A 21,863-nucleotide genomic window follows, 5' to 3' on the forward strand; every position below is an offset into this window, starting at 1 on the left:
TGCCCATCAGGCCGTGTGGCCGTGCGGCTGCAAATCGATTTGGGACGAATCGTCGTTCTCGCGCTCCCAATCGTAGTGCGCGCGCATCGGCGCTTTCCATGGCGTGTCGCTGCGCCTAGGATGCGCCCGTCACCCTTCGGCCATCGCTGGATGAACGTCCGACTCGGCAGTACCGAAATCAGCCTGTGGCGCTATGTCGCGCTGTGGACGCTGGTGGCCATGGTGTTCATGCTCCAGAACATCATCAACAACGGTGCGTCTGCCGGCAGGTGGCCTCTGGAGGTGCTCATCCGGTGGTCGCTGATCCAGTGGTACAGCTGGGCCCTCCTGGCGCCCACCGTCTTCCGGCTCGCCGAACGTTTCCCTGTCCGCGGCGCCCAGCGCTTCCATGGGCTTGGCGCGCAGGCAGCCGCAAGCCTGTGCGTGACGTTTGCCGCGATGGTCATCGGCGCGCTGGTCTCCACCCTGTTCGAGCCCAGCGGTTTCGCTGAACAACTGGGGTATTTCCTGGAGCAGCACTTCGCCATCGGGTTGCTGACCTACTGGACCTTGTTCGCGATCCAGCAAGCGCTGCACTTCCACGCCGAGAAGGCCCGGCGCGAGGTGGAAGCCAGCCGTCTGGCCGCCGAACTCGCGCAGTCGCGCCTGCAAGCGCTGAAGAGCCAACTGCAACCGCATTTCCTGTTCAACACGCTGCATGCCATCGTCACCCTGCTGGATGAAGACACCGTCGCCGCCGAGGACATGCTGCTGCGGTTGAGCGAACTGCTGCGCGCCTTCCTGGAAGACTACGACGGCCAGGAAATCACCCTGGAACGCGAACTGGCCCTGCTCGACCTGTATCTCGGCATCCAGCGCAAGCGCTATGGCGAGCGCCTGAGCACGAAGCTCTATGTTGCGCCCGGCACGCTGCACTGCGCAGTGCCCAGCCTGCTGCTGCAACCGCTGGTGGAGAATGCGATCCGCCATGGCATCGGCCAACGTGTCGGCAGCGACCGCATCGAGATCGAGTGCCGACGCGAAGGCGAAACGCTGTCCATCGAAGTGCGCAACGGCAACAGCACGCTGCAGGACAACAGCAGTGCGGGTGGACACGGCATCGGTTTCTCCAATAGCCGCCTGCGGCTGAAGGAACTCTACGGCGACAACGCCGACATTCGGCTCGACATGCTCTATCCGCAGGGCGTGTCCTGCCGTATCCGGCTGCCGTTCCGCGAACTGGACGCCGAGGATGCCCCGGAGCACGTCGCTGCATGAGCATCACGGCGCTGGTCATCGACGACGAGCCGATCGCGCGCCACGCCATCGTGCGACTGCTGCGCGCCGATCCGGATATCGCGCTGCTGGGCGAATGCGGCGATGGCGCCTCCGCGGTGATCGCGATCCGCAGCCAGTCGCCCGACCTGGTGTTCCTGGACATCCAGATGCCGGCCATGACCGGCATGGACGTCGTCGCCACGATCGGCGCGGCCAACATGCCGGCGACGATCTTCGTCACCGCCTACGAGCAGTACGCGGTCCGTGCGTTCGAGGCCAATGCGGTGGACTATCTGGTCAAGCCCTTCAGCCGCGAACGCTTCGCCGAGACGTTGCACCGCGCCAAACGACGACTGTCCTTCAGCAGCGGCGCGGGTTCCTTTGTCGAGGCACGCATTCTGCAAACCCTGGATGCGCTGCGCCAACGCGACGACTATCTTCAACGGATTCCGGTGCGCGTCGACGAAGCGGTGGTGCTGGTCGCGGTCGAGGACATCGTCTGGATCAAGGCCAGTCGCAACACGGTGCTGATTCACCTGGCCGACCGCACCCATGAACTGCGCGAGACCATGGCCACGCTGGCCGCGCGGCTGGACCCGCGCCACTTCGCCCGCGTGCATCGATCGGCGATCGTCAACCTGCGTCGGGTGAGGGCGATCCACCCCTGGTTCAACGGCCACCACGTGGTCACCATGGAGACGGGGCAGCAACTGCGGATGAGCCGCTACCAGCACGAAGCCTTCCTGCGCCTGGTGACGACGCACAAGGAAGGTTGACGAACGGGGAGACTGCGCCCGTCACCTCTCCAACACGGCTCCTCTCATGGATGGCGAACCTCCTTTGGGGAAACCGCGTCACCGCGTCGATTCGGCACTTGACATAGACGAGGCAACACGTCATTAATTAACTAATTCGTTAATTAGCTAATCCCCGATGTCCATCGACCGCGTCTTCGAAGCCCTCGCCTCGCGCCCGCGCCGCGAGATCCTGGCCTACCTGTCGGCACAGGAACTCACGGCCGGCGAGATCGGGCAGCGCTTCGCGATGAGCGCGCCGGCGATCTCGCGGCATCTGTCCGTGCTGGAAGCGGCCGGGCTGGTGGCGAGCGAGCGCCGCGGCCAGTTCGTGGTCTACCGGCTCACCCCCGACAACCTGGTCAACACCCTCAGCGGTTTCGCCTTCGAGATCTGCCCCAGCGCCGGCCCGCTCAAACGCGAGTCGCGCAGGCAGGCCAAGCGCACCGCCTGATCCTTCCGCCACGGCAACAGGAGTCCGCCGATGACCGCCGCACCGCTCAGCGAACACGCCGCCGCACAGACCGGATTCCCCTCGGTGCGCCTGCCCTCCTACAGCGGTGGCTTGCCGGTGGAGGTCATCCTGATCGCCCAGCTCGGTGTCGGCGCCGGCGATCCGCTGATCGCCCAGGCCTGCCTGCGCCAGCGCGCGCATCCGCAGTTCCGCGACGCGCTGGACGAACCCTCGGCGCGCCTGGCCGGCACCGATTTCGGCAACGGCGAATCCACCGCGCTGTACTCGTTCGCGGTCGGCAGCGGCGGCCATCCGTTCCATTGCCATGCCGGGCATCGCATGTTCACCGCGATCACCGGCAGCGGCGGCGCGCTGCTGCGCTTCAGCACCGCCTCGCCGGCGCAACTGGCGCAGGATCCGCAGCATTTCCTCGCCGCGCTGCGCCATGTCGAATTGCCCGCCGACTGCCTGTTCAGTGTGCGCTTCGGCGGCGGCACCTGGCACCAGTTCGCGCCGCTGCGTGCGCAGTCCGGGCATCCGGCGTTCTTCGCCCTGTCCTGCCACAGCGACGAAGCCGGCGGCGCGCTGGCCGAGGACGTACGCGCGCAGGTGCTGGCCGGCACTGCCGATATCGCCACGCTCACCGAATTGCTGCCGGCACCGGTCGCGACCTTGCTGGCATCGCCGCAGGCGCAGGGGCTGGCCGTACCGACCGTGCGATTGTCGCTGGCGGCCTCGCCGGGCAGCCGGCGCCTGGCCTGGTGTGCCGGCCTGCGCGCCCTCAGCGGTCGCCTGCGGCAGCGGCTGGGTGCCTGGCGGCATCCGGCCGGCTTCGCGGCGCTGGCGCCGCGCCTGTCGCTGGCGCGGGTGACGCCGCAGTTGCTGCCCGGCTCGCTGCTCGAACCGCAGCTGCCCGCGCACCATCACCAGGACAGCGTGCGGCTGACGGTGCCGGCGCAGGCGCTGCGGCCGCTGGGTGCGCATGCGCTGATGACGGCGTTGCTGGACGGCTTCCTGCAGCACCCGCCGCGCGGCGTGACCTGGCTGATGCGCCTGCGCAACGTGCTGGTGGCGCCGCTGCGGCTGCGCACCTCGCCGCTGGGCTGCCCGGTGTCCTCGCTGCTGTCGCCGCAGCGCGATCAACTGTTTGCCGGGCGGTTCCCGGTGCTGGCGCAGGCCTCGTCCGCGCAGGCGCGGCGCGTGCAGGTGCTGCTCGGTGCCGACGATCGCCACCTGGTGTTCCGCAGTTGCGTCGGGGTGACGCTGCGCGACGACGGCAGCGCCGAACTGAGCCTGGAAACGCGAGTGGCCTGCCGCAACCGCTTCGGACACCTGTACATGGCGCTGATCGCCGCCGCGCACCGCCGCTACATCGCCCCGACGCTGCTGCGCGCGGCCGCCGAGGCGCTACTGCAGCCAGTCGCCGAACATGCCGGGCCGGATGCAGTCGCGCCGATGCATTGAGCGCGTCATCACCCCGCCTTAGCCGATGCCTGCCTAGCCTGCGCCTTCCCCCTAAGAGGAAGGCCCATGCCCCAGCTCCGCATCCGCATCACCGGCAGCGAGGACGACGCCCGCGCCATCATCAACCTGCTGTCGAGCCTGGACGGCATCGAGCACGTCGAGGAAATCGACGACCTGATGCCGCATATGGACGACGACGATTCCAGCTCCGCCGGTCTGCCCGACGACCAGGGACCCGGCACCCACGAAGTGGAAGTGGACGCCGGCAACGCCGCCACCGCCCAGAAGGTGCGCGAGGCGGTGGAAGCGCTGGCGTTCGAGCTGGACGTGATCGTGGAGTTCGAACAGGACGAAGGCTGAGGACCTGCATCCGGGACGTTGCGCCGCATGGCGCAGCGTCCTGGCGTGCCCATGGCCAGCATCCTGGCTTTCCAGCGGCGCCAGCCGTGCCTCATGGTTCGGCCACGCCGCGGCCGCGCGACGGAATTGCAGCACCGACAGTGCCGCCACTGCGCGCGCGCGTCGCAGTCAACTGCCAAGCAACCGCGACGACGACGCCTACACAGGCACCCGACTGTGAGGCGTCGGGACTGAAGTCCCTCCCACAGTGCTCCCAGCCAATGTATCGCGCGCCCCGGCAGGCGTCGTTTTGCTGTTGCTCAAGCTTGAGTGTCAGACGAGAGGAACGGTAGGAGCGGCTTCAGCCGCGACCCGCCACCCATCATCGTTCACGGCGGCTGGATGACGTGCCACCGTTCCGTCGGCAACGCGTGGCAACACCGCGCGTACTCACCGCCATCCGCTCCCGCCCAATCCCATCGGACGGGAACAGCGCCTGTCTCCTAGGCCGAACGACGCCGGCGTCGGCGCCAGGCGATCAGCCGCCACAGCGCATAGCCCAGCAGCACGAACGGGGTCAGCCCCACCACCGCGCGAATCGCCCAGGCGATCGATCCGGCAAAGATTTCGCCACTGTCGCGCAGCGCATCGCCGATGTCGCTGCGACTCCGCTCGGCGGTCGGCGCGGCGAAGCTCAGCGTCACCCGCTGCGTATCCAGGCGCCGGCGCTGCTGCGCGGCTTCCTGGCTGGTGGCGAGCAACTGCGTCTCCACGGCGGCCAGTTTCTCCGACAACGCGATCATGTCGGCCACGCTGAGATCGCGGCGTTGCTGGAACTCCTGCAGGCGCCGCTGCTCTGACTGCAGGCGCTGACGCTGCGCGTCGTTGTCCTGCACCGCCTGCGCCAGATCCTCGGCATGGGTGGTACGGCTTTCGATCTGGCCGTCCTGGCCCGCCTGCGCGATCAACGGCTCGACCCCGGCCGGCGCGATCCGTACGCTGAGTTCGCCGCGCGGCTGCTCGCCGCCGCGCTGTTCGACCTGCAACACCGTGCATGCGCCGAAACTCGATTTCAGGCAGCTTTCCTGGAGTTGCTTGAGGCGTGCGGGAATCTGCGCCGCCGGCAATGCCACGCTGACCTCGTGCTCGTAGGCCAGCGCCGCCATGGCACGATGCTCTTCGCCAGGCGCGCCGGCGGCAAAGGACGCGTCTGCCGCCTGCGCCGCGGCCTCGGTGGCCGTTGCAGCACTGCCGGCGGCATCGCTGGCGTAGAGGTCGGCGGCCGGCAACCGCGCGCTCTCGCCGTCGCGGCTGCAGGCAGCGATCGACATCATCAGTGCGAAAGATGCGCCCCAGCGACGCCAGCCACGACGCGCAGACAGCAGACCGGGGCGAGCGCCTGCGAGCGTGGCGCGCCCTGCTACAGCTGTGGCTGCAGCAGGCAATGCGGCATCGACCGCACCAGCCGCCGCGGCAATCTCCAGCTCGAACGCGGTATCGCGTGCGACACGGCCACGATCGCGACGTCCCTTGTCCTGCATTGCGGTACTCCTGAATGGCGAAAGCGCCCAGGGTAATCCAATGGCAGGGGCGCCGGCAGCCGTGGTGGCGTTACCCTGGTGGATCGACCCACTCCAGGAACCCCGATGCGCAAGCACCTGCTCGCCGCCGCCCTGCTCGCCGCCCTCGCCGGCTGCCAGAAACCCGCCGACGCGCCTGCCGCCAGCACTGCCGCCCCCGGCTCGGCCGCCGCCGCGGCGGACCCGGCCGCCGACACCGCGTTCGCCGCGCTCTCCAAGCGCGCCGTCGACACCTGGATGCAACTGTCCCCGGTGGGCGCCACCCAGACCGGCGATCACCGCTACGACAGCGAACTGGACGACCTCAGCGCCGCAGGCCGGCAGAAGAGCCTGGACGCGAGCAAGCAGTTGCTGGCCGAGCTGGACAAGCTCGACGTCACCAAGCTCTCGCGCGAGAACCAGGTGGATGCGGCGATCCTGCGCAACCAGTTGCAGTCGGACATCTGGAACAGCGAGGTAGCGCAGGGCTGGGCGACCGACCCGCAGGTCTACAACGGCCTGGCCGGCGGCGCGATCTACGGGCTGATGGCGCGCGAGTTCGCGCCGCTGCCGGAGCGACTGAAGTCGGCCACCGCGCGCATGGAGAAGATCCCGGCGCTGTTCGCGCAGGCGCGCGCCAACCTGGACCCGGCCCGCGTGTCGGAAATCAGCGCCAAGACCGTGGCCAAGCAGAACCGCGGCATCCTCAGCATCGTCGACAGCTTCATCGTCCCGCACATCCAGGAACTGCCGCAGGCCGACGCGCAGCTCCTGCAGGCGGCGATCGACGGCCTGAAGAAGGCCGTGGCAGAGCAGCAGACCTGGCTGGACCAGACCCTGGTGCCCAACGCCAAGGGCGATTTCCGCCTCGGCGCGGAGAAGTACGACCAGAAGCTGAAGTTCGCGCTCAACTCCTCGCTGTCGCGCGCCGACATCAAACAGCGCGCCCAAGCCGAGCTCACGCGCGTGCGCCAGGACATGTACGGCATCGCCCGGACCGTGCTGAAAGACAAGCCCGGCGCGCCGGCACTGGTCGATGCGCCCAGCGACGAACAACAGCAGAAGGCGATCGAGGCGGCGCTGGAGCTGGCCTATGCGCAACATCCGGCGCGCGACAAGGTGGTCGACGACGCCAAGGCCTCGCTGGCCGATGCCACCGACTTCGTGCGCAAGAAGGATCTGGTGACGTTGCCCGACGCGCCGGTGGACATCATCCTGATGCCCGAGTTCCAGCGCGGCGTGGCGGTGGCCTACTGCGATTCGCCCGGCCCGCTGGACAAGAACCTGAAGACCTTCTACGCGGTGTCACCGATCCCCGACGACTGGAACGCGCAACAGGCCGACTCGTTCCTGCGCGAATACAACAGCCGCATGATCCACCTGCTGAGCATCCACGAGGGCGTGCCCGGGCATTACGTGGAAGGCTGGCACTCGGCCAAGTTCCCCTCCACGCTGCGCGGCGTGCTGCGCTCGGGCGTGTTCGCCGAAGGCTGGGCGGTGTACACCGAGCGGATGATGCAGGAGCAGGGCTACCTGGACAACGATCCGCTGTTCCACCTGGTGCAGCTGAAGTTCTACCTGCGCAGCATCGCCAACGCGCTGCTCGACCAGGGCGTGCACGTGGACGGCTGGAGCAAGGAACAGGCGCTGCACCTGATGGTCCACGACACCTTCCAGCAGCAGAGCGAAGCCGAGGGCAAGTGGGTGCGCGCGCAGCTGACCTCGGCGCAGCTGCCGACCTACTTCGTCGGCGTGCAGGAGCACCTGGACCTGCGCAAGGCGATGCAGGACAAGCTCGGCGACAAATTCAACCTCAAGGCCTACCACGACCAGGTGCTGTCCTACGGCGCCCCGCCGGTGCGGTTCGTGCGCGAACTGATGCTGGACGAGCCGATCAAGTAGTCGGGATTGGGGAGTCGGGATTGGGGATTGGCAACGGCGGCGATGCTGATGCCCCCAGGGAAAAGCCCCCTCGCGGGAGGGGGCTGCTGCAGGCGGCGAAAGACCCGAGAGCCGGACTGCATGGCTGCAGGTGATGGTCGCAGCGAAAAGCGGCGATCTTGCTGCGATCACCCCCGGCCGCACCAGTCCGAGGCGGGACAAGTCGCGGAAAAAGTGCATCGCCAGGTGCCGCTGCGGTCTGCAGGGCCTGCTTGCGCACGCGCCGCAGACCTCGGTTTCCGGGAAGCCAACCACGAGTGCAGGTTGTTCGCCGCGAGCTTCAGCGACTGGACGGCGCTACCGTCAAGCGATGCACGCCGGCGCCAGGTCCGAGCGGCATCGACGCGGCGATGCAATCACCCGCACACGGACGGCACACGTCGTACGCATATATGTCAAAACGCGCTGCACCTCATGCAGGCGGGCGCGGCAACGCGGCGCATCACACCGCGCGGTCTGCCGACGTCTCGCTGCTCCACAACAACATCGCGTCGCCGTAGCTGAAAAAGCGGTAGCGCTCGGCGATGGCGTGGCGATAGGCGGCGAAGATGCGCTCGCGGCCGGCGAAGGCCGAGACCATCATCAGCAGCGTACTTTCCGGCAGATGGAAGTTGGTCACCATCGCGTCGACACTGCGAATGCGATAGCCCGGCAGGATGAAGATCTGCGTCTCGCCGGCGAACGGATGCAGCTCGCCGTCCTTGGAGGCGCTCTCCAGCGCGCGCACCACCGTGGTCCCGACCGCAATCACGCGGCCGCCGGCCGCGCGCGTGCGCCGCACCTGCTCGACCAGGCTGGCGCCGACGTTGAGCCACTCGCGATGCATCTGGTGCTGCTCCAGCGCTTCCACCCGCACCGGCTGGAAGGTGCCGGCGCCCACGTGCAGGGTCACATGCCCGACCTCGACCCCGCGCTGCTGCAGCGCCTGCAGCAGCGGCGCATCGAAATGCAGCCCCGCGGTCGGCGCCGCGACCGCGCCGGCCTCGCGCGCGAACACGGTCTGATAGCGCTCGCGGTCGTCCAGGCCCGGCTCGCGGCGGATGTACGGCGGCAACGGCAGCCGCCCGGCCTGCTGCAGCCAGTGCTCCAGCGCGCCGTCCACATGGAACTGCAACTGGTAGAACTCGCCGTCGCGGCCCAGCACCTCGGCCTCGCCGCCGGCATCCAGGGCGATGCGCGCGCCGGCCTTGGGCGACTTGCTTACGCCCAGCTGCGCCCGCGCGCGCTGGCCGCCGAGCAGCCGCTCGATCAGGATCTCGACCCGCCCGCCGGTGCTCTTCTGCCCGAACAGCCGCGCCGGGATCACCCGCGTGTCGTTGAAGATCAGCAGATCGCCGGCACGCAGCAGCGCCGGCAGGTCGCGCACGTGCCGATCGGCGAAGGCCGCCGGCGCCGGCGGCACCAGCAGCAGCCTGCTGGCCGAGCGCTCGGCCAGCGGCGCCTGCGCGATCAGGTCTTCAGGCAGGTCGTAGTGGAAATCGGACTTTTTCAAGGCGCCGGGGAGATCGGGAATAGGGCCGGCCATTGTAGCGGCGCCGGGATTGGGCATTCGGGATTGGGGATTGGCTGAAGCAGAAGCGGGATCGCGCTCTTGCCAATCCCCAATGCCCAATGCCCAATCCCGAATCCCAACTCTTCACCGCTCGAATTTTGTGGACAGAATGATCGACGAGGTCGTGCGCTCCACCCCGTCCAGCGCGCCGATGCGGTCGGTCAGTTCGTCCATGTCGTTGACGCCCGGCACCACGCCGAGCGCGATCAGGTCGAAGGAGCCGCTGACCGAATGCAGCACGCGCACCGCATCGATCTCGCGCAGTGCCTTGACCACCGAGGTCATCTTCTTCGGCAGCACGGTGATCAGGATGTGCGCGCGGATATGGCCCTGTTCGTAGTCGTCGCGGGTGCGCACGGTGTAGCCGCAGATCACGCCCTCGCGCTCCAGGCGCTCGATCCGGCTCTGCACGGTGGTCCGCGACACGCCCAGGCGACGGGCGATCTGGGCGGTGGAGGCGCGCGCGTCCTCGCGCAGCAGCGACAGCAGGGCGTCGTCGGAGGCGGTGATCTTCATGACCGCCGATTTTCGTCGAATCGACGAAAATGCGTCAATTCCTGCACGGATTCACGCTGCCATTCGACGATCCTGTCCCGATAATAGAGAGGATCGTCGCCAGACAGCCCGCCTTCAGGAGATCTCCATGACCGTACTCGGCCCCCTCGCCCCGCTCCGTGCCCACGCCGGCGATCGCCTGACCCAGGGCCTGGACGACGCCAGCATCGAGCGCCTGGCGGCCTCGCATCCGTCGCTGCGCGCGGCGATCGACGCGGCCGGTGCGGACTACGCGCGCATCGCCGTGGAGTTCGGCGACCTGCTCGACCTCGACGAGGCCGAGCAGATCCGCCGCCTGCAGGCCGGGTTCGTCAATTTCTACGCCGACGACGCGGTGACCCCGTACGTGGCGCTGAGCGCGCGCGGCCCGTGGGTGGTCACGCTGAAGGGCGCGGTGCTGTACGACGCCGGCGGCTACGGCATGCTCGGCTTCGGCCACACCCCGGAGGCAGTGCTGGAGGCGATGGCGCGGCCGCAGGTGATGGCCAACGTAATGACCCCCAACCTGTCGCAGCTGCGCTTCGAGCGCGCGCTGCGTGCGGAGATCGGCCACCGCCGCGGCGGCTGTCCGTACGCCCGCTTCATGTGCCTCAATTCCGGTTCCGAATCGGTGGGCCTGGCCGCACGCATCGTCGACATCAACGCCAAGCTGCAGACCGATCCGGGCGCGCGCCACGCCGGCGCCAAGATCAAGCGTCTGGTGGTCAAGGGCAGCTTCCACGGCCGCACCGACCGGCCCGGCATGTACTCCGACTCCAGCCGCAAGACCTATCTGCAGCACCTGGCCAGCTACCGCGGCGACGATGGGCTGATCGCCATCGCGCCCTACGACGTGGAGGCGCTGCGCCGCGCCTTTGCCGAGGCCGAGCAGCACGGCTGGTTCATCGAGGCGGTGTTCCTGGAGCCGGTGATGGGCGAAGGCGACCCCGGCCGCGCGCTGCCGCCGGCGTTCTATGCCGCCGCGCGCGAACTGACCCGCAACCACGGCAGCCTGCTGCTGGTCGACTCGATCCAGGCCGGCCTGCGCGCGCACGGCGTGCTGTCGGTGGTGGACTATCCCGGCTTCGAGCAGCTCGACCCGCCGGACCTGGAAACCTATTCGAAGGCGCTCAACGCCGCGCAGTACCCGCTGTCGGTGCTGGCAGTGACCGAGCATGCGGCGCAGGTGTACCGCAAGGGCACCTACGGCAACACCATGACCAGCAACCCGCGCGCGCTGGACGTGGCGACCGCAACCCTGGCGCAGCTGACCCCGCAGGTGCGCGCCAACATCCGCGAGCGCGGCGCCGAGGCGGTGCAGAAGCTGGAGAAGCTCAAGGCCGAACTCGGCGGCGCCATCACCCAGGTCCAGGGCACCGGCCTGCTGTTCTCCTGCGCGCTGGCGCCGCAGTACAAATGCTACGGCGCCGGCTCCACCGAGGAGTGGCTGCGCCAGCACGGCGTCAACGTGATCCACGGCGGCGAGAACTCGCTGCGCTTCACCCCGCACTTCGCGATGGACGGCGAAGAACTCGACCTGCTGGTCGGGCTGATCGGCCGCGCCCTGCGCGAAGGCCCGCGCGTGGCACAGGCCGCGGCGGCCTGAGTCCACTCGACGCTGCAAGCATTGCGGCACAACGAACCGGCATCATGGGGGCGATTCGCTCGCCCCCCCAATACACGCGCATGCGCGACCGCCACGCGCTTGTTTCGCGGCTTCGCGAACCACGACAATCGCAAGACATCCGCAGCGAATCGAATTGGCTGGTTCGCCAGCCTTCGCTGGCGCCGAGTCGCCTATACTGATTCGACTTCAGCGATGGCCCTGCGAATGCGTACTCCCCTTCTCCTTTCCATGGGCCTGCTCTTCGCGGCCGCTCATCCCACGGCGTATGCCGCTGCTTTTTCCGAAGGCGAACTGCTATTCGACCAGCCCGGATGGGACTACTCCCCCAGCTCGCTCATCGATCTGGATGGAAAAGAGAAAGTGTGGTGGTGCGGCCACCTGAATGGCCATGACGTCGTCAAATATCGCGAGCGCACGGGAACGGGCAGTTGGAGCGCTCCCGTGATTGTCCTTCAAGCCAATCAGTTCTTGCGCGGCGCACGTCCGCTCACCTGGGAGGGCGTCCACACCTGCGACCCCACGGTGACGCGCGGACGGTGGAATTACCAAGGCCAGGACTACACCTACGTGATGTACTACACCACGGAGCGGCCTGGCAGCAACGGCATCGACAATCGCATCGCCGTGGCGTTTTCCAACGATGGCATCAACTGGAAGAAGCACGACGCGCCCGTGATCCATGACGGCGACCCCGGCACCTATGGCACAGGACAATCCGTTGCCTGGAGCGCGGACGGCGCAGCCGGCATCAGAACCATCTACACCTACGTGGATGGCAACGGCGACATCACTTACTTTTACCGGGAGTCGCCGGACGCGATCAACTTCGGCGAGAAGCGAAAGCTCAGCCAGAAAGGCCTCACCTTGAACGGGCAAAGCGGCATATCGCATGCCAAGCCCGCGCTCGGCTTTGCGCCAGGATCCTATAACGGGCACTATTTTTACTACATGGCCAGCGTCTGCGAGGCGCATCTGGACTCCAGCTATGGCCCCGCCTATCCCGAGTGGGGTACGGCAAAGGGCATCTGCGTGTATCGCGCAGAAGGCGAGGACGCGTTTACCGGCACCTGGACCAAGGTGCTGGACAGCGCGCACATCAAGCCGGTGGAAGTCGAACCCGGCTTTCTGACCAACATTTACGGCAGTCTGGACGGAATCCTGCCCACGATTTCCATTCGCTATGGGTGCAGCGGATCCGGCGACCCGAACACCTGGGAGATCTGCTGGTCCGAGGGAAAACTCGACTAGGCTTTTTCGCCTTGAGACCGCGTTCGGGTCGAGGTGATCGACCCGATGGCGCATCCCGAGGCTGCGTCATGCCGGCATCTTCCGGTCACCGCGCGTCGCCGGCGCGCATTTCGCCCCGACACGCCTGCGTACTCTGACGCCGGCGGTGTCGTCGGCCATCCTCGCGGCCACGCGCCTTCTCTGCGGCGTTCGCACCTTGGCCCCGCCCCGCTGTCGAGCGTAGGGCGAACATCGCCACGGACACGCTGTCCGGCCTCGCCCTTCCGGGCAGCAATCCATCCGCCGACCGAACCCGAACCGAGCACCCCAACCGACCGGGCAGCGGCCCCCTGTTCGAGCCCCAACGAGCATGTGGCAGTGAAATCGCCGGTGCAGGACGACAAAGAGATTGCAAACAATTCGCATTTGCATGGAAAATGAACGCACTGCCTGCATCGCATGCGCGGCAGACACCGTTTCGCCCAGCTGCCCGATCTCGGCGGCCGCTCCCACTGGGGGACGGCCGCTGCCCGCGATCGGGGTGCCGCCCCTCCTGCAAATCGAACCGCCCATGACCTCTCCGATCAAGCGCCGCAAACACGCCGTGACCCGCCAGGCCGCCGCACCGACCCTTACCACCGCCGTGCTGCTGGGCGGGCTGAGCCTGCTTTCCCCCGCGCATGCGGACACCGGCGACCAGCCCACCACCCTGGACAAGGTCGACGTGCAGGCCCAGCGCGCCAAGCGCTACCTGGTGGAAGCGCCGGATTCGCCGAAGTTCACCCAGCCGCTGATCGATACCCCGCAGACCCTCAACATCATCGGCAAGGACCTGTTCAACGAGCAGGGCGCCACCACCCTCACCGAAGCGCTGCGCAACAGCCCGGGCGTGGGCACGTTCTATGTCGGCGAGAACGGCAACACCAGCACCGGCGATGCGATCTACATGCGCGGCTTCGACAGCTCCAGCAGCATCTTCGTCGACGGGTTGCGCGACCTCGGCTCGATCTCGCGCGACGTGTTCAACATCGAGCAGATCGAGGTCGAGAAAGGACCGGCCGGCACCGACAACGGCCGCAGCGCGCCGACCGGCGCGATCAACCTGGTGAGCAAGCAGGCGCACCTGGACAACGCCAGCAGCGCCACCCTGTCCGGCGGCGACCATGGCCAGCGCCGCGCGACCGCGGACTGGAACCAGGCGCTGGGCGCCAGCAGCGCGCTGCGGTTGAACCTGATGGGCCAGGACAGCGACGCCATCGGCCGCGACCACGTCGCCAACCAGCGCTGGGGCCTGGCCTCGTCGCTCGCGTTCGGCCTGGGCACCGATACGCGCTACCTGCTCGACCTGCTGTACGTGAAGCAGGACAACGTGCCCGACGGCGGCGTGCCCACCCTCGGCCTGCCCGGCTACAGCTCGCCCGACCCCGCACGGCCGTGGCTCGGCGGCGCGGCGCGCGTGGACAGCAGCAACTTCTACGGCACCCGCGACGACCACGACGACGTGACCGCGAAGATGGCCACCTTCCGCATCGAGCACGATGTCTCCGACTCGGTCAAGCTGACCAATACCGCGCGCTGGGGCCGCAACGACCAGAACTACCTGCTGTTCGCGTTCATGCCCAACGCCGCCAACCTGCGCACGCCGAATCCGGCGGATCCTGCGACCTGGACGGTGCTGCGCAGCCTGCCGACCTTCAAGGACCAGCAGTACACCATCCTCGCCGATCAATTGAACCTGCGCGTGGACTTCGCCACCGGCGCGGTGCAGCACAACCTCAGCACCGGCGTGGAAGCCTCGCGCGAGGAACTGCGCAGTTGGGGCCACAACATCGTCGACCGCGCCGCCTGGCTGGCGGCCAATCCGGCCAACCTGTATGCGCCGGACTGGAACGCCACGCCGCTGCGCACCGCACGCAACGGCGCGCGCAGCCATGGCACCACCACCACCTACTCGGCCTATGCCTTCGACACGCTGAAGTTCGGCGACAGCTTCCTGATCACCGCCGGAGTGCGCGCGGATCGCTACAAGACCGACTTCGACAGCCTGGTCTGCAGTTCCGCCACCTCCACCGCCGCGCCCTGCACCACCGTGGTTGGCCTGGACACCGACATCGCCGACACGCTGTTCAGCTGGAAGCTCGGCGCGGTCTACAAGGCCAACGAGGACGTGAGCGTGTACGCCAACTTCGCCACCTCGCAGCAGCCGCCCGGCGGCAGTACGCTGGAACTGAGCACGTCGGCCAACAACGCCAACAACCCGCGCTTCGATCCGCAGAAGGCCAAGACCGCCGAGGTCGGCACGAAATGGAACTTCTTCGACGATGCGCTGTTCGCGACGCTGGCGCTGTTCCGTACCGACGTGAACAACGAGATCGTGCAGGGCAGCGACGGGCTGTACTACCAGAGCGGTGCGAAGCGCGTGCAGGGCATCGAACTGTCGGCGGTCGGCAAGCTGACCGAGCGCTGGTCACTGTCCAGCGGCTACACCAAGCTGGATGCGCGGGTGCGCCAGGGCACGACGGTCTCGCAGGACGGCAGCCAGGACCTGGCCTACACGCCGGACAGCGCGTTCACTGCCTGGACCACCTACACCCTGCCGTTCGGGCTGACCGTCGGCGGCGGCGTGCGCTACTCGGGCGAGATGAAGCGCGGCCGCGACGGCGCGGTCGGCACGCCGGCGTTCGTGAAGTCCTACACCGTGTGGGATGCGGTGCTGAGCTACCCGGTCAACGACCACGTGGCGCTGCGCCTGAATGCCTACAACCTGTTCGACAAGGACTACGTCGCCGCCATCAACAAGAGCGGCTTCCGCTACACGCCCGGCGCGCCGCGTTCGGTGCTGCTGACTGCCGAGGTCCGGTTCTGAGCGACCGCGCCTGCCAACGCGCGGTGGACGCCCTATCCTGGGCGTCCACCGCCGGAGCGCCCGATGCTGCTGCACATTCCCGACATCCTCACCGCCGCTGAGGTCGCGCGGTTTCGCCAGGCATTGGAGACCGCCGACTGGGTGGACGGCCGCGAAACCGTCGGCGCGCAGGGCGCGCAGGTCAAGCGCAACCTGCAACTGGCCGACGCCTCGCCGCTGAAGCAGGACCTCGGCCAGGCGGTGCTGAGCGCACTGGCGCGCAGCCCGCTGTACTTCGCCGCGGCGCTGCCGCTGCGCACCATCCCGCCGCGCTTCAACCGCTACAGCGGCGGCGGCAGCTACGGCCTGCACGTCGACGGCGCCGTGATGACCCAGGCCGCCAGCGCCGCGCAGCCGGCGCTGACCGTGCGCAGCGACCTGTCCTGCACCCTGTTCCTGAGTGCGCCGGAGGAGTACGACGGCGGCGAACTGCTGATCCACGACACCTACGGCGAACACGAGGTCAAGCTGCCCGCGGGCGACCTGATCCTGTATCCGTCCAGCAGCCTGCACCGGGTGGCGCCGGTGACCCGTGGCGCCCGGCTGGCCTCGTTCTTCTGGGTGCAGAGTCTGGTGCGCGACGCCGGCCGGCGGCAGACCCTGTTCGACCTGGACACCGCGATCCAGGCGCTGACCGCAAGCGGCGCGGATGCGGCGGCGCTGCTGCGCCTGACCAACGTCTACCACAACCTGCTGCGCGACTGGTCGGAGACATGAGCGCACGCGGGGACCGACATGCCGCCGGCACACGGTCGCGCAGCGTAGGGCACCTGCGCGCTGCCGTTGTACGGTCGCGCTGGGTCGACACGTGAGTCGCCCCGCTTCACCGACCGCACTCCGCGCCAGCGCCGGCATCGCCACGCTGCACGGCAGCAGCATGGGCACGCGCTGGAGCGCCAGGCTGCTGCCGCCGCACGGCAGCGACCTGCACACGCTGCGCGACGCGATCCAGGCGCAGCTCGATCTGGTCGTCGCGCAGATGAGCACGTGGGACGCGCAATCGGATCTCAGCCGCTACAACCGCGCCGACGCCGATACCTGGCATGCCTTGCCCGCCGCGTTCGACACGGTGCTGCGCTGCGCGCTGGAGGTGGCGCATCGCAGCGGCGGCGCTTTCGATCCCACGATCGGCGCCGTGGTCGGCGCGTGGGGTTTCGGTGCCACCGCCGGAGATCGGCGGGTGCCGGAGCCCGCCGCACTGCAACAGGCACGCGCCGCGGGCGACTGGCGCCGACTGACCGTCGACGACACAGGCCGCTGGCACCAGCCGGGCGGGCTGCATCTGGATCTGTCGGCGATCGCCAAGGGCTACGGCGTCGACCTGGCGGCGACGGCGCTGCGCGCGCATGGCGTGGAAAGCGCACTGGTCGAGGTCGGCGGCGATCTCTATGGCTACGGCCGCAAGCCGGACGCGCAGCCGTGGCGGGTGTTGATCGAGGCTGCTGCGGACGAGGAGGTGCATGGCACTGCATCGCCGCGCGCGCTCGCGGTCGACGGCCTGGCGGTGGCCACCTCCGGCGACCGCTGGCACCACTTCGAACAGGACGGACGGCGCTACGGACACCTGCTGGATCCGCGTAGCGGCCGCCCGATCGCCGCGACGTTGGCCGCGGTCACGGTAGTGGCCGCCGATGCCATGCGTGCCGATGCCTGGGCAACCGCCCTGAGCGTGCTCGGTGTCGAGGCCGGACTGGCCTGCGCCGAGCGCGAAGGACTGGCGGTGCGCTTCCTGGTGCGCCACGACGGCGCAGTGCAGGAGCGGCTCAGCAGCGGCTTCGCGGCGTTAGCGCGTGGCTGAGCGCGGCGCGCTGCTCGATGAGCCGCGGCCAGGGAGAACACCAGGGCACCGCGCGAGACGACGCGCCGGCGTGTTCCGGACGCCGCGCCGCGACCCCGGCCGCCGCGGCTACGGTTACGGCTTCGGCCGCGGCGACGCCAGGAACGCCACGCCGTCACGCCATCAGCGCGAAGCCGGCAGCCCCATGCGCTGCAGCTCGAACACATAGCCCTTGCCGCGTACCGTGCGGATCCATTGCGGCACCAGCGGGTCGTCGCCGAGCTTCTGGCGCAGCCGCGAGACCTGCAGATCGATGCCGCGGCTGCCCGCAGGCATGCTGGCCTCGCCGTCGCCCAGCGCGGTGCGCAGCGTCTCGCGCGTGAGCACCTCGCCCGGCTGCTCCAGGAACACCGCCATCAGCCGCAGTTCACCGGGCGACAGCGGGATCGTCCGCCCGTCCGGCGCCACCGCCTGGTGACGTGCGGCATCGACCTGCCAGCCGCCATGCGCCACTGCCGGCGGCTGGGTCGCACGCACCCGACGCAGCACCGCGTTGAGCCGCGCCACCAGTTCGCGCAGGTCGGGCGGCCGCACCAGGAAGTCGTCCGCGCCCAGATCCAGCCCGATCACCCGGTCCACCGGCTCGGCGCGGTCGGCCATCATCACGATGGCGATGTCGCCGCGGTCGCGCAGTTGCCTGCACAAGCGCAGGCCCTCGGCACCGTCGAGGCCGGCATCGAGCACCACCGCGTCGTAATGCCCGGCCGCCAGTTGCGCCTGCAGGTGCGGCGCACTGTCGGCGTCGTGGGCCTGCAGGTTGAAACACGCCAGGTAATCGCGAATCCGGTCGCGCAAGACCGCGTCCGCGTCCGCCACCAGAATTTTCGCCAACCACCTGTTGTCCGAGAGCACCTGTCGGCTTCCGCTGTACGGCCCGGATGGCCGCGTTCGCGCATTGGACGCGGTCGGCGTCGACGCTGCAAGAGCCGCGCGCGTGGTGGAGCGGGCTCAGTCCGCGGGCGTCGGCAGGGCCTCGATGCGCATCGCCAACACCTCCCCGCCCCCGCTCAAAGCGAAGCGGCGCCTGGCATCGGCGGCCAACCAGGCGCTGTCGCCGGCCGCCAATGGCGGCAGTCCGCTGGCCGCATCGAACTGCGCTTGCCCTGCCAGAAGATGAACGGCCCAGGCGACAGCGGGTTCGGCGAAGAACAGCATCGGCCCGACCAGCGGCCGGTGCAGCAGTTGCGTGCGTAGCCGGTCACGTCGCCACATGAGGTTGAAATCGTGGGTCGGCCCGTCCAGCAACTCGCCACGCAGCGGCCGCTCGCCGGCGAAGCGCAGGCGCGCGCAAGGATCCTGCAGCACCTGTTCCTCGCCGTCGTCGAAACGCAGGCGCACGCCGTTGCCACGCAGCAGGACCAGTTCGCGGTCGATCCCGGGGAAAGGTGAGAAGGCGGCATCCTGCTCGATCTCGGCGATGGACAGGCGCAGCAGCCAGTCATCGCCGGCGGCCGGCAGACGCAGGATCTCCCGGGTCCAGCCCAGGCCGTTGCGCCAGCGTTCGCGGCGATACTCATTGGCGGGGATCACCCGCGCGGGCAGCGTGCACCAGTCCATGCGCGCATTCTGCACGATCAGGGCAAGGGACCTGTCCTTGGCCAGCCCGAATATGCGACGCAGGAGGCGCCATGGCGCCCAAAAAAACATCGCCCGGCTGCACGTCACTGTGCAACGCCGGGCGACGATGTACCTCCCTGTCGGCTTCCTGCCTTCCCCCTTCGCATCCTGCTCAGTGAGGCTGCGGCCGCGCGTCCAGCGCCGGCCCTATCCTTTCGTTGCAAATCCCTTTAACGCCTTTCCACCGGCTTGGCAGCTGCCTGCTTGGCGGCTGTCGGTGCGGGTGCCTTCGTGGCGCCCACATCGATCCGGTCGCGGTTCCGCTCGACCGTCTTGAGTCCGATGCCTTTCACCAGTGCCAGTTCCTCGGCGCTCTTGAAAGGTCCGTGCGCCTGCCGGTAGTCGACGATCGCCTGGGCCTTGGAGGCCCCCACGTTCACCAACACCTGGTCGATTTCCTCCGCTCCAGCGGAGTTGATGTTGACTTTGTCCGCAGCGAGCGCGGAACCGGACAGCATCAGGGCAACGACCAGCGACTTCAGGACCACGATAAAAGACTGCATGGCAACGCTCCTTGTGACTTGGATGGGGACATCGCCGGCCTTTCCTGCCGGCGTTGTCAGCATCGCTCGCCACATGGGTACAGCCTATCGTCGGAACGCGTCACAAACAGCAGGTAAACGGCGCGTCGCCGTGTAGGAAAAACCCTACACGGGCACCGGGGCGTAGAATGGCTGCACACGTGTGCAATCACTTCGGAGCTTTTCATGGACAGTGCCAAGATCGACCGTTTCCTGAGCGAAAAGTGGGATGACGACATCGTCCCGCAACTGGTCGATTACATCCGCATCCCCAACAAATCGCCGATGTTCGACGCCGATTGGGTCGCGCATGGCTACATGGCCGATGCGGTGGCGCTGATGGAGCGCTGGGCGCGCGCGCAGGCGATCCCAGGCCTGCAGGTAGAGGTGGTGCAACTGGAAGGCCGCACCCCGTTGATCTACCTGGAGGTGCCGGCCAGCAGCGACGCGACCGGCGAGGACACCGTGCTGCTGTACGGGCACCTGGACAAGCAGCCGGAAATGACCGGCTGGGACGCCGACCTGGGCCCGTGGACGCCGGTGCTCAAGGGCGACCGCCTGTACGGCCGCGGCGGCGCCGACGACGGCTACGCCCTGTTCGGTTCGCTGGCGGCGATCCAGGCGCTGCAGGACCAGGGCATCCCGCACGCGCGCTGCGTGGTGCTGATCGAGGCCTGCGAGGAATCGGGCAGCTACGACCTGCCCGCCTACGTCGACCACCTGGCGGCGCGGATCGGCAAGCCGTCGCTGGTGGTGTGCCTGGATTCGGGCTGCGGCAACTACGAGCAACTGTGGTGCACGACCTCGCTGCGCGGCCTGGCCGGCGGCAACTTCAGCGTCAAGGTGCTCAGCGAAGGCGTGCATTCGGGCGACGCTTCCGGCGTGGTGCCGTCGAGCTTCCGCGTGCTGCGCGACCTGCTGTCGCGGCTGGAGGACGAGGCCACCGGCAAGATCAAGGTCGACGGCCTGTACGCCGACATCCCCGAGGAGCGACTGGCGCAGGCGCGCAAGGTCGCCGAGGTGCTGGGCGACGAGGTCTACAGCAAGTTCCCGTTCCTGCCCGGCATGCGGCCGATGCACGAGGACCTGTCCGAATTGGTACTCAACCGCACCTGGCGCCCGGCGCTGTCGGTGACCGGTGCCGACGGCCTGCCGCCGCTGGCCTCGGCCGGCAACGTGTTGCGCCCGGAAACCGCGGTGAAGCTGTCGCTGCGCCTGCCGCCGACGCTGGACGGCAAGCACGCCGGCGAACTGCTCAAGGACGTGCTGCTGCGCGATCCGCCGTACGGCGCCGAGGTGTCGCTGGCGCTGGAGAAGTCCTCCTCCGGCTGGAATGCACCGGCGCAGTCGCCGTGGCTGACGGATGCGATCGAAGCGGCCTCGCAGGCGGCGTTCGGCAAGCCGGCGATGTACATGGGCGAAGGCGGCTCGATTCCGTTCATGGGCATGCTTGGCGAGAAGTTCCCCGGTGCGCAGTTCATGATCACCGGCGTGCTCGGCCCGCATTCCAACGCGCACGGCCCGAACGAGTTCCTGCATATCCCGATGGGCAAGCGGGTCACCGCCTGCGTATCGCGGGTGATCGCCGCCCACCATGCCGCCAGCCTGCGCGGCGAGACCACCGGCAGCGCGGCGGTGGCCGGCGGCGAGCAGCATGGCGGGCATGGGTGCTGCTGAGGAGCCGGGATTAGGGAGTCGGGATTGGGGATTGGCGAAGCCGGCTTCCTGAGTACCTGACTACCCGGGTTACTGCTGGAGAGGCGTCGATCCAGATGCGACGCCTCTCCGTGGCGTGATCGCTGGGTACGTGAGCGGCCAGCCTCGAGGGCTGGGCCGCCTGCGCTGCACACGCAAGCATCGACGCCATCACAGTCGATCTGGCACGATCCGACGCTGATTCCCTTCCGCGTCCGGAACGCTCTCCATGCACACTCTGTTCGGCAGCGACAGTTGGCTCTACATCATCCTGGTGGGCTTCGTGGTCGGCCTGCTGGCGCGTTTCCTCGGCCCCAGCAGCGGGCGCTCCGGCTGCCTGTTCACCGTGCTGCTGGGCATCGCCGGCGCGCTGCTGGCCGACTGGTTCGGCCACTACATGGGCTGGTACAGCCGTGGCGAGCCGGCCGGCTTCCTCGGCGCGCTGCTCGGCGCCATCGCCCTGCTCGCCCTGTTGCGGCTGTTCTCCAGCAAGCGTTGAGGCACGCGGCGCCGCTCGCCACGGCGGCGGCGCCCGTTTAC

Annotated in this window: 19 protein-coding genes; 13 read left to right on the plus strand and 6 right to left on the minus strand. The window is 68.4% G+C overall.

Going from position 1 to position 21,863, the window contains the following annotated elements:
* Nucleotides 1–21: 21 nt before the first annotated feature.
* The 5 genes from PIQ37_RS02785 to PIQ37_RS02805 all read left to right on the plus strand — a co-directional run bounded on the left by PIQ37_RS02785 (nucleotide 22) and on the right by PIQ37_RS02805 (nucleotide 4,329).
* Nucleotides 22–1,257 carry a sensor histidine kinase gene (locus PIQ37_RS02785; RefSeq protein WP_342072267.1) on the plus strand — a complete coding sequence of 412 codons (1,236 nt, stop codon included), beginning with the start codon at nucleotides 22–24 and terminating at the stop codon, nucleotides 1,255–1,257.
* Nucleotides 1,254–2,033, plus strand: a complete 780-nt coding sequence (locus tag PIQ37_RS02790) for a LytR/AlgR family response regulator transcription factor (protein ID WP_342072268.1) — start codon at nucleotides 1,254–1,256, stop codon at nucleotides 2,031–2,033. The genes PIQ37_RS02785 and PIQ37_RS02790 overlap by 4 nt, the downstream gene beginning before the upstream one ends.
* Nucleotides 2,034–2,190: 157 nt before the next feature.
* Complete coding sequence (locus PIQ37_RS02795; RefSeq protein WP_017909067.1) at nucleotides 2,191–2,505, plus strand: metalloregulator ArsR/SmtB family transcription factor; 315 nt, start codon at nucleotides 2,191–2,193, stop codon at nucleotides 2,503–2,505.
* A 30-nt stretch (nucleotides 2,506–2,535) separates the two neighbouring features.
* On the plus strand, nucleotides 2,536–3,969 hold the full coding sequence (locus PIQ37_RS02800) for a DUF2867 domain-containing protein (protein ID WP_342072269.1): 1,434 nt from the start codon (nucleotides 2,536–2,538) through the stop codon (nucleotides 3,967–3,969).
* 66 nt (nucleotides 3,970–4,035) lie between these two features.
* Nucleotides 4,036–4,329: a hypothetical protein gene (locus PIQ37_RS02805; RefSeq protein WP_048492159.1), complete on the plus strand. Its 294-nt coding sequence runs from the start codon at nucleotides 4,036–4,038 to the stop codon at nucleotides 4,327–4,329.
* Between the two features lie 482 nt (nucleotides 4,330–4,811).
* Here the strand turns inward: PIQ37_RS02805 and PIQ37_RS02810 are convergent, their stop codons facing one another.
* Nucleotides 4,812–5,642, minus strand: coding sequence for a DUF4349 domain-containing protein (locus PIQ37_RS02810; RefSeq protein ID WP_342072270.1), 831 nt, complete (start codon nucleotides 5,640–5,642; stop codon nucleotides 4,812–4,814).
* A 312-nt stretch (nucleotides 5,643–5,954) separates the two neighbouring features.
* Between PIQ37_RS02810 and PIQ37_RS02815 the strand changes: the two genes are divergently transcribed.
* Complete coding sequence (locus PIQ37_RS02815) at nucleotides 5,955–7,769, plus strand: DUF885 domain-containing protein (protein ID WP_342072271.1); 1,815 nt, start codon at nucleotides 5,955–5,957, stop codon at nucleotides 7,767–7,769.
* Between the two features lie 481 nt (nucleotides 7,770–8,250).
* Here PIQ37_RS02815 and queA read toward each other — a convergent pair whose 3' ends face one another.
* Together queA and PIQ37_RS02825 are read right to left on the minus strand one after the other, a co-directional pair.
* On the minus strand, nucleotides 8,251–9,300 hold the full coding sequence (gene queA / locus PIQ37_RS02820; RefSeq protein WP_342072272.1) for a tRNA preQ1(34) S-adenosylmethionine ribosyltransferase-isomerase QueA: 1,050 nt from the start codon (nucleotides 9,298–9,300) through the stop codon (nucleotides 8,251–8,253).
* Between the two features lie 144 nt (nucleotides 9,301–9,444).
* The gene (locus PIQ37_RS02825) at nucleotides 9,445–9,876 is read right to left on the minus strand and encodes an Lrp/AsnC family transcriptional regulator (RefSeq protein WP_017909210.1); all 432 of its coding nucleotides are present in this window, start codon (nucleotides 9,874–9,876) and stop codon (nucleotides 9,445–9,447) included.
* Between the two features lie 127 nt (nucleotides 9,877–10,003).
* Here PIQ37_RS02825 and PIQ37_RS02830 point away from each other — a divergent pair, with 127 nt between their 5' ends.
* The 5 genes from PIQ37_RS02830 (at nucleotide 10,004) to PIQ37_RS02850 (ending at nucleotide 17,451) form a co-directional block, all read left to right on the plus strand.
* Nucleotides 10,004–11,500 carry an aminotransferase class III-fold pyridoxal phosphate-dependent enzyme gene (locus PIQ37_RS02830; protein WP_342072273.1) on the plus strand — a complete coding sequence of 499 codons (1,497 nt, stop codon included), beginning with the start codon at nucleotides 10,004–10,006 and terminating at the stop codon, nucleotides 11,498–11,500.
* Between the two features lie 225 nt (nucleotides 11,501–11,725).
* On the plus strand, nucleotides 11,726–12,769 hold the full coding sequence (locus tag PIQ37_RS02835; RefSeq protein ID WP_342072274.1) for a glycoside hydrolase family protein: 1,044 nt from the start codon (nucleotides 11,726–11,728) through the stop codon (nucleotides 12,767–12,769).
* Nucleotides 12,770–13,319: 550 nt separating this feature from the next.
* Entirely contained in the window at nucleotides 13,320–15,614 is a 2,295-nt protein-coding gene (locus tag PIQ37_RS02840) for a catecholate siderophore receptor Fiu (protein ID WP_342072275.1), read from the plus strand.
* Nucleotides 15,615–15,677: 63 nt separating this feature from the next.
* Nucleotides 15,678–16,370, plus strand: coding sequence for a Fe2+-dependent dioxygenase (locus tag PIQ37_RS02845; RefSeq protein ID WP_342072276.1), 693 nt, complete (start codon nucleotides 15,678–15,680; stop codon nucleotides 16,368–16,370).
* 160 nt (nucleotides 16,371–16,530) lie between these two features.
* Nucleotides 16,531–17,451, plus strand: coding sequence for an FAD:protein FMN transferase (locus tag PIQ37_RS02850; protein WP_342072421.1), 921 nt, complete (start codon nucleotides 16,531–16,533; stop codon nucleotides 17,449–17,451).
* Nucleotides 17,452–17,613: 162 nt separating this feature from the next.
* Here PIQ37_RS02850 and PIQ37_RS02855 read toward each other — a convergent pair whose 3' ends face one another.
* The 3 genes from PIQ37_RS02855 to PIQ37_RS02865 form a co-directional block, all read right to left on the minus strand.
* Nucleotides 17,614–18,306 (minus strand): response regulator transcription factor, encoded by a 693-nt coding sequence (locus PIQ37_RS02855; protein WP_017909205.1) that lies wholly within the window; start codon nucleotides 18,304–18,306, stop codon nucleotides 17,614–17,616.
* Nucleotides 18,307–18,438: 132 nt separating this feature from the next.
* Nucleotides 18,439–19,047: a HutD/Ves family protein gene (locus PIQ37_RS02860; RefSeq protein ID WP_267109371.1), complete on the minus strand. Its 609-nt coding sequence runs from the start codon at nucleotides 19,045–19,047 to the stop codon at nucleotides 18,439–18,441.
* 230 nt (nucleotides 19,048–19,277) lie between these two features.
* Nucleotides 19,278–19,610: a ComEA family DNA-binding protein gene (locus PIQ37_RS02865; protein ID WP_017909203.1), complete on the minus strand. Its 333-nt coding sequence runs from the start codon at nucleotides 19,608–19,610 to the stop codon at nucleotides 19,278–19,280.
* Between the two features lie 204 nt (nucleotides 19,611–19,814).
* Here PIQ37_RS02865 and PIQ37_RS02870 point away from each other — a divergent pair, with 204 nt between their 5' ends.
* Nucleotides 19,815–21,305: a M20 family metallopeptidase gene (locus tag PIQ37_RS02870; RefSeq protein ID WP_017909202.1), complete on the plus strand. Its 1,491-nt coding sequence runs from the start codon at nucleotides 19,815–19,817 to the stop codon at nucleotides 21,303–21,305.
* 247 nt (nucleotides 21,306–21,552) lie between these two features.
* Nucleotides 21,553–21,822: a GlsB/YeaQ/YmgE family stress response membrane protein gene (locus PIQ37_RS02875; RefSeq protein WP_342072277.1), complete on the plus strand. Its 270-nt coding sequence runs from the start codon at nucleotides 21,553–21,555 to the stop codon at nucleotides 21,820–21,822.
* Nucleotides 21,823–21,863 lie beyond the last annotated feature (41 nt).

This window comes from Xanthomonas protegens (assembly GCF_038442435.1).
In the GTDB taxonomy this organism is placed as follows: Bacteria; Pseudomonadota; Gammaproteobacteria; order Xanthomonadales; family Xanthomonadaceae; genus Xanthomonas_A; species Xanthomonas_A sontii.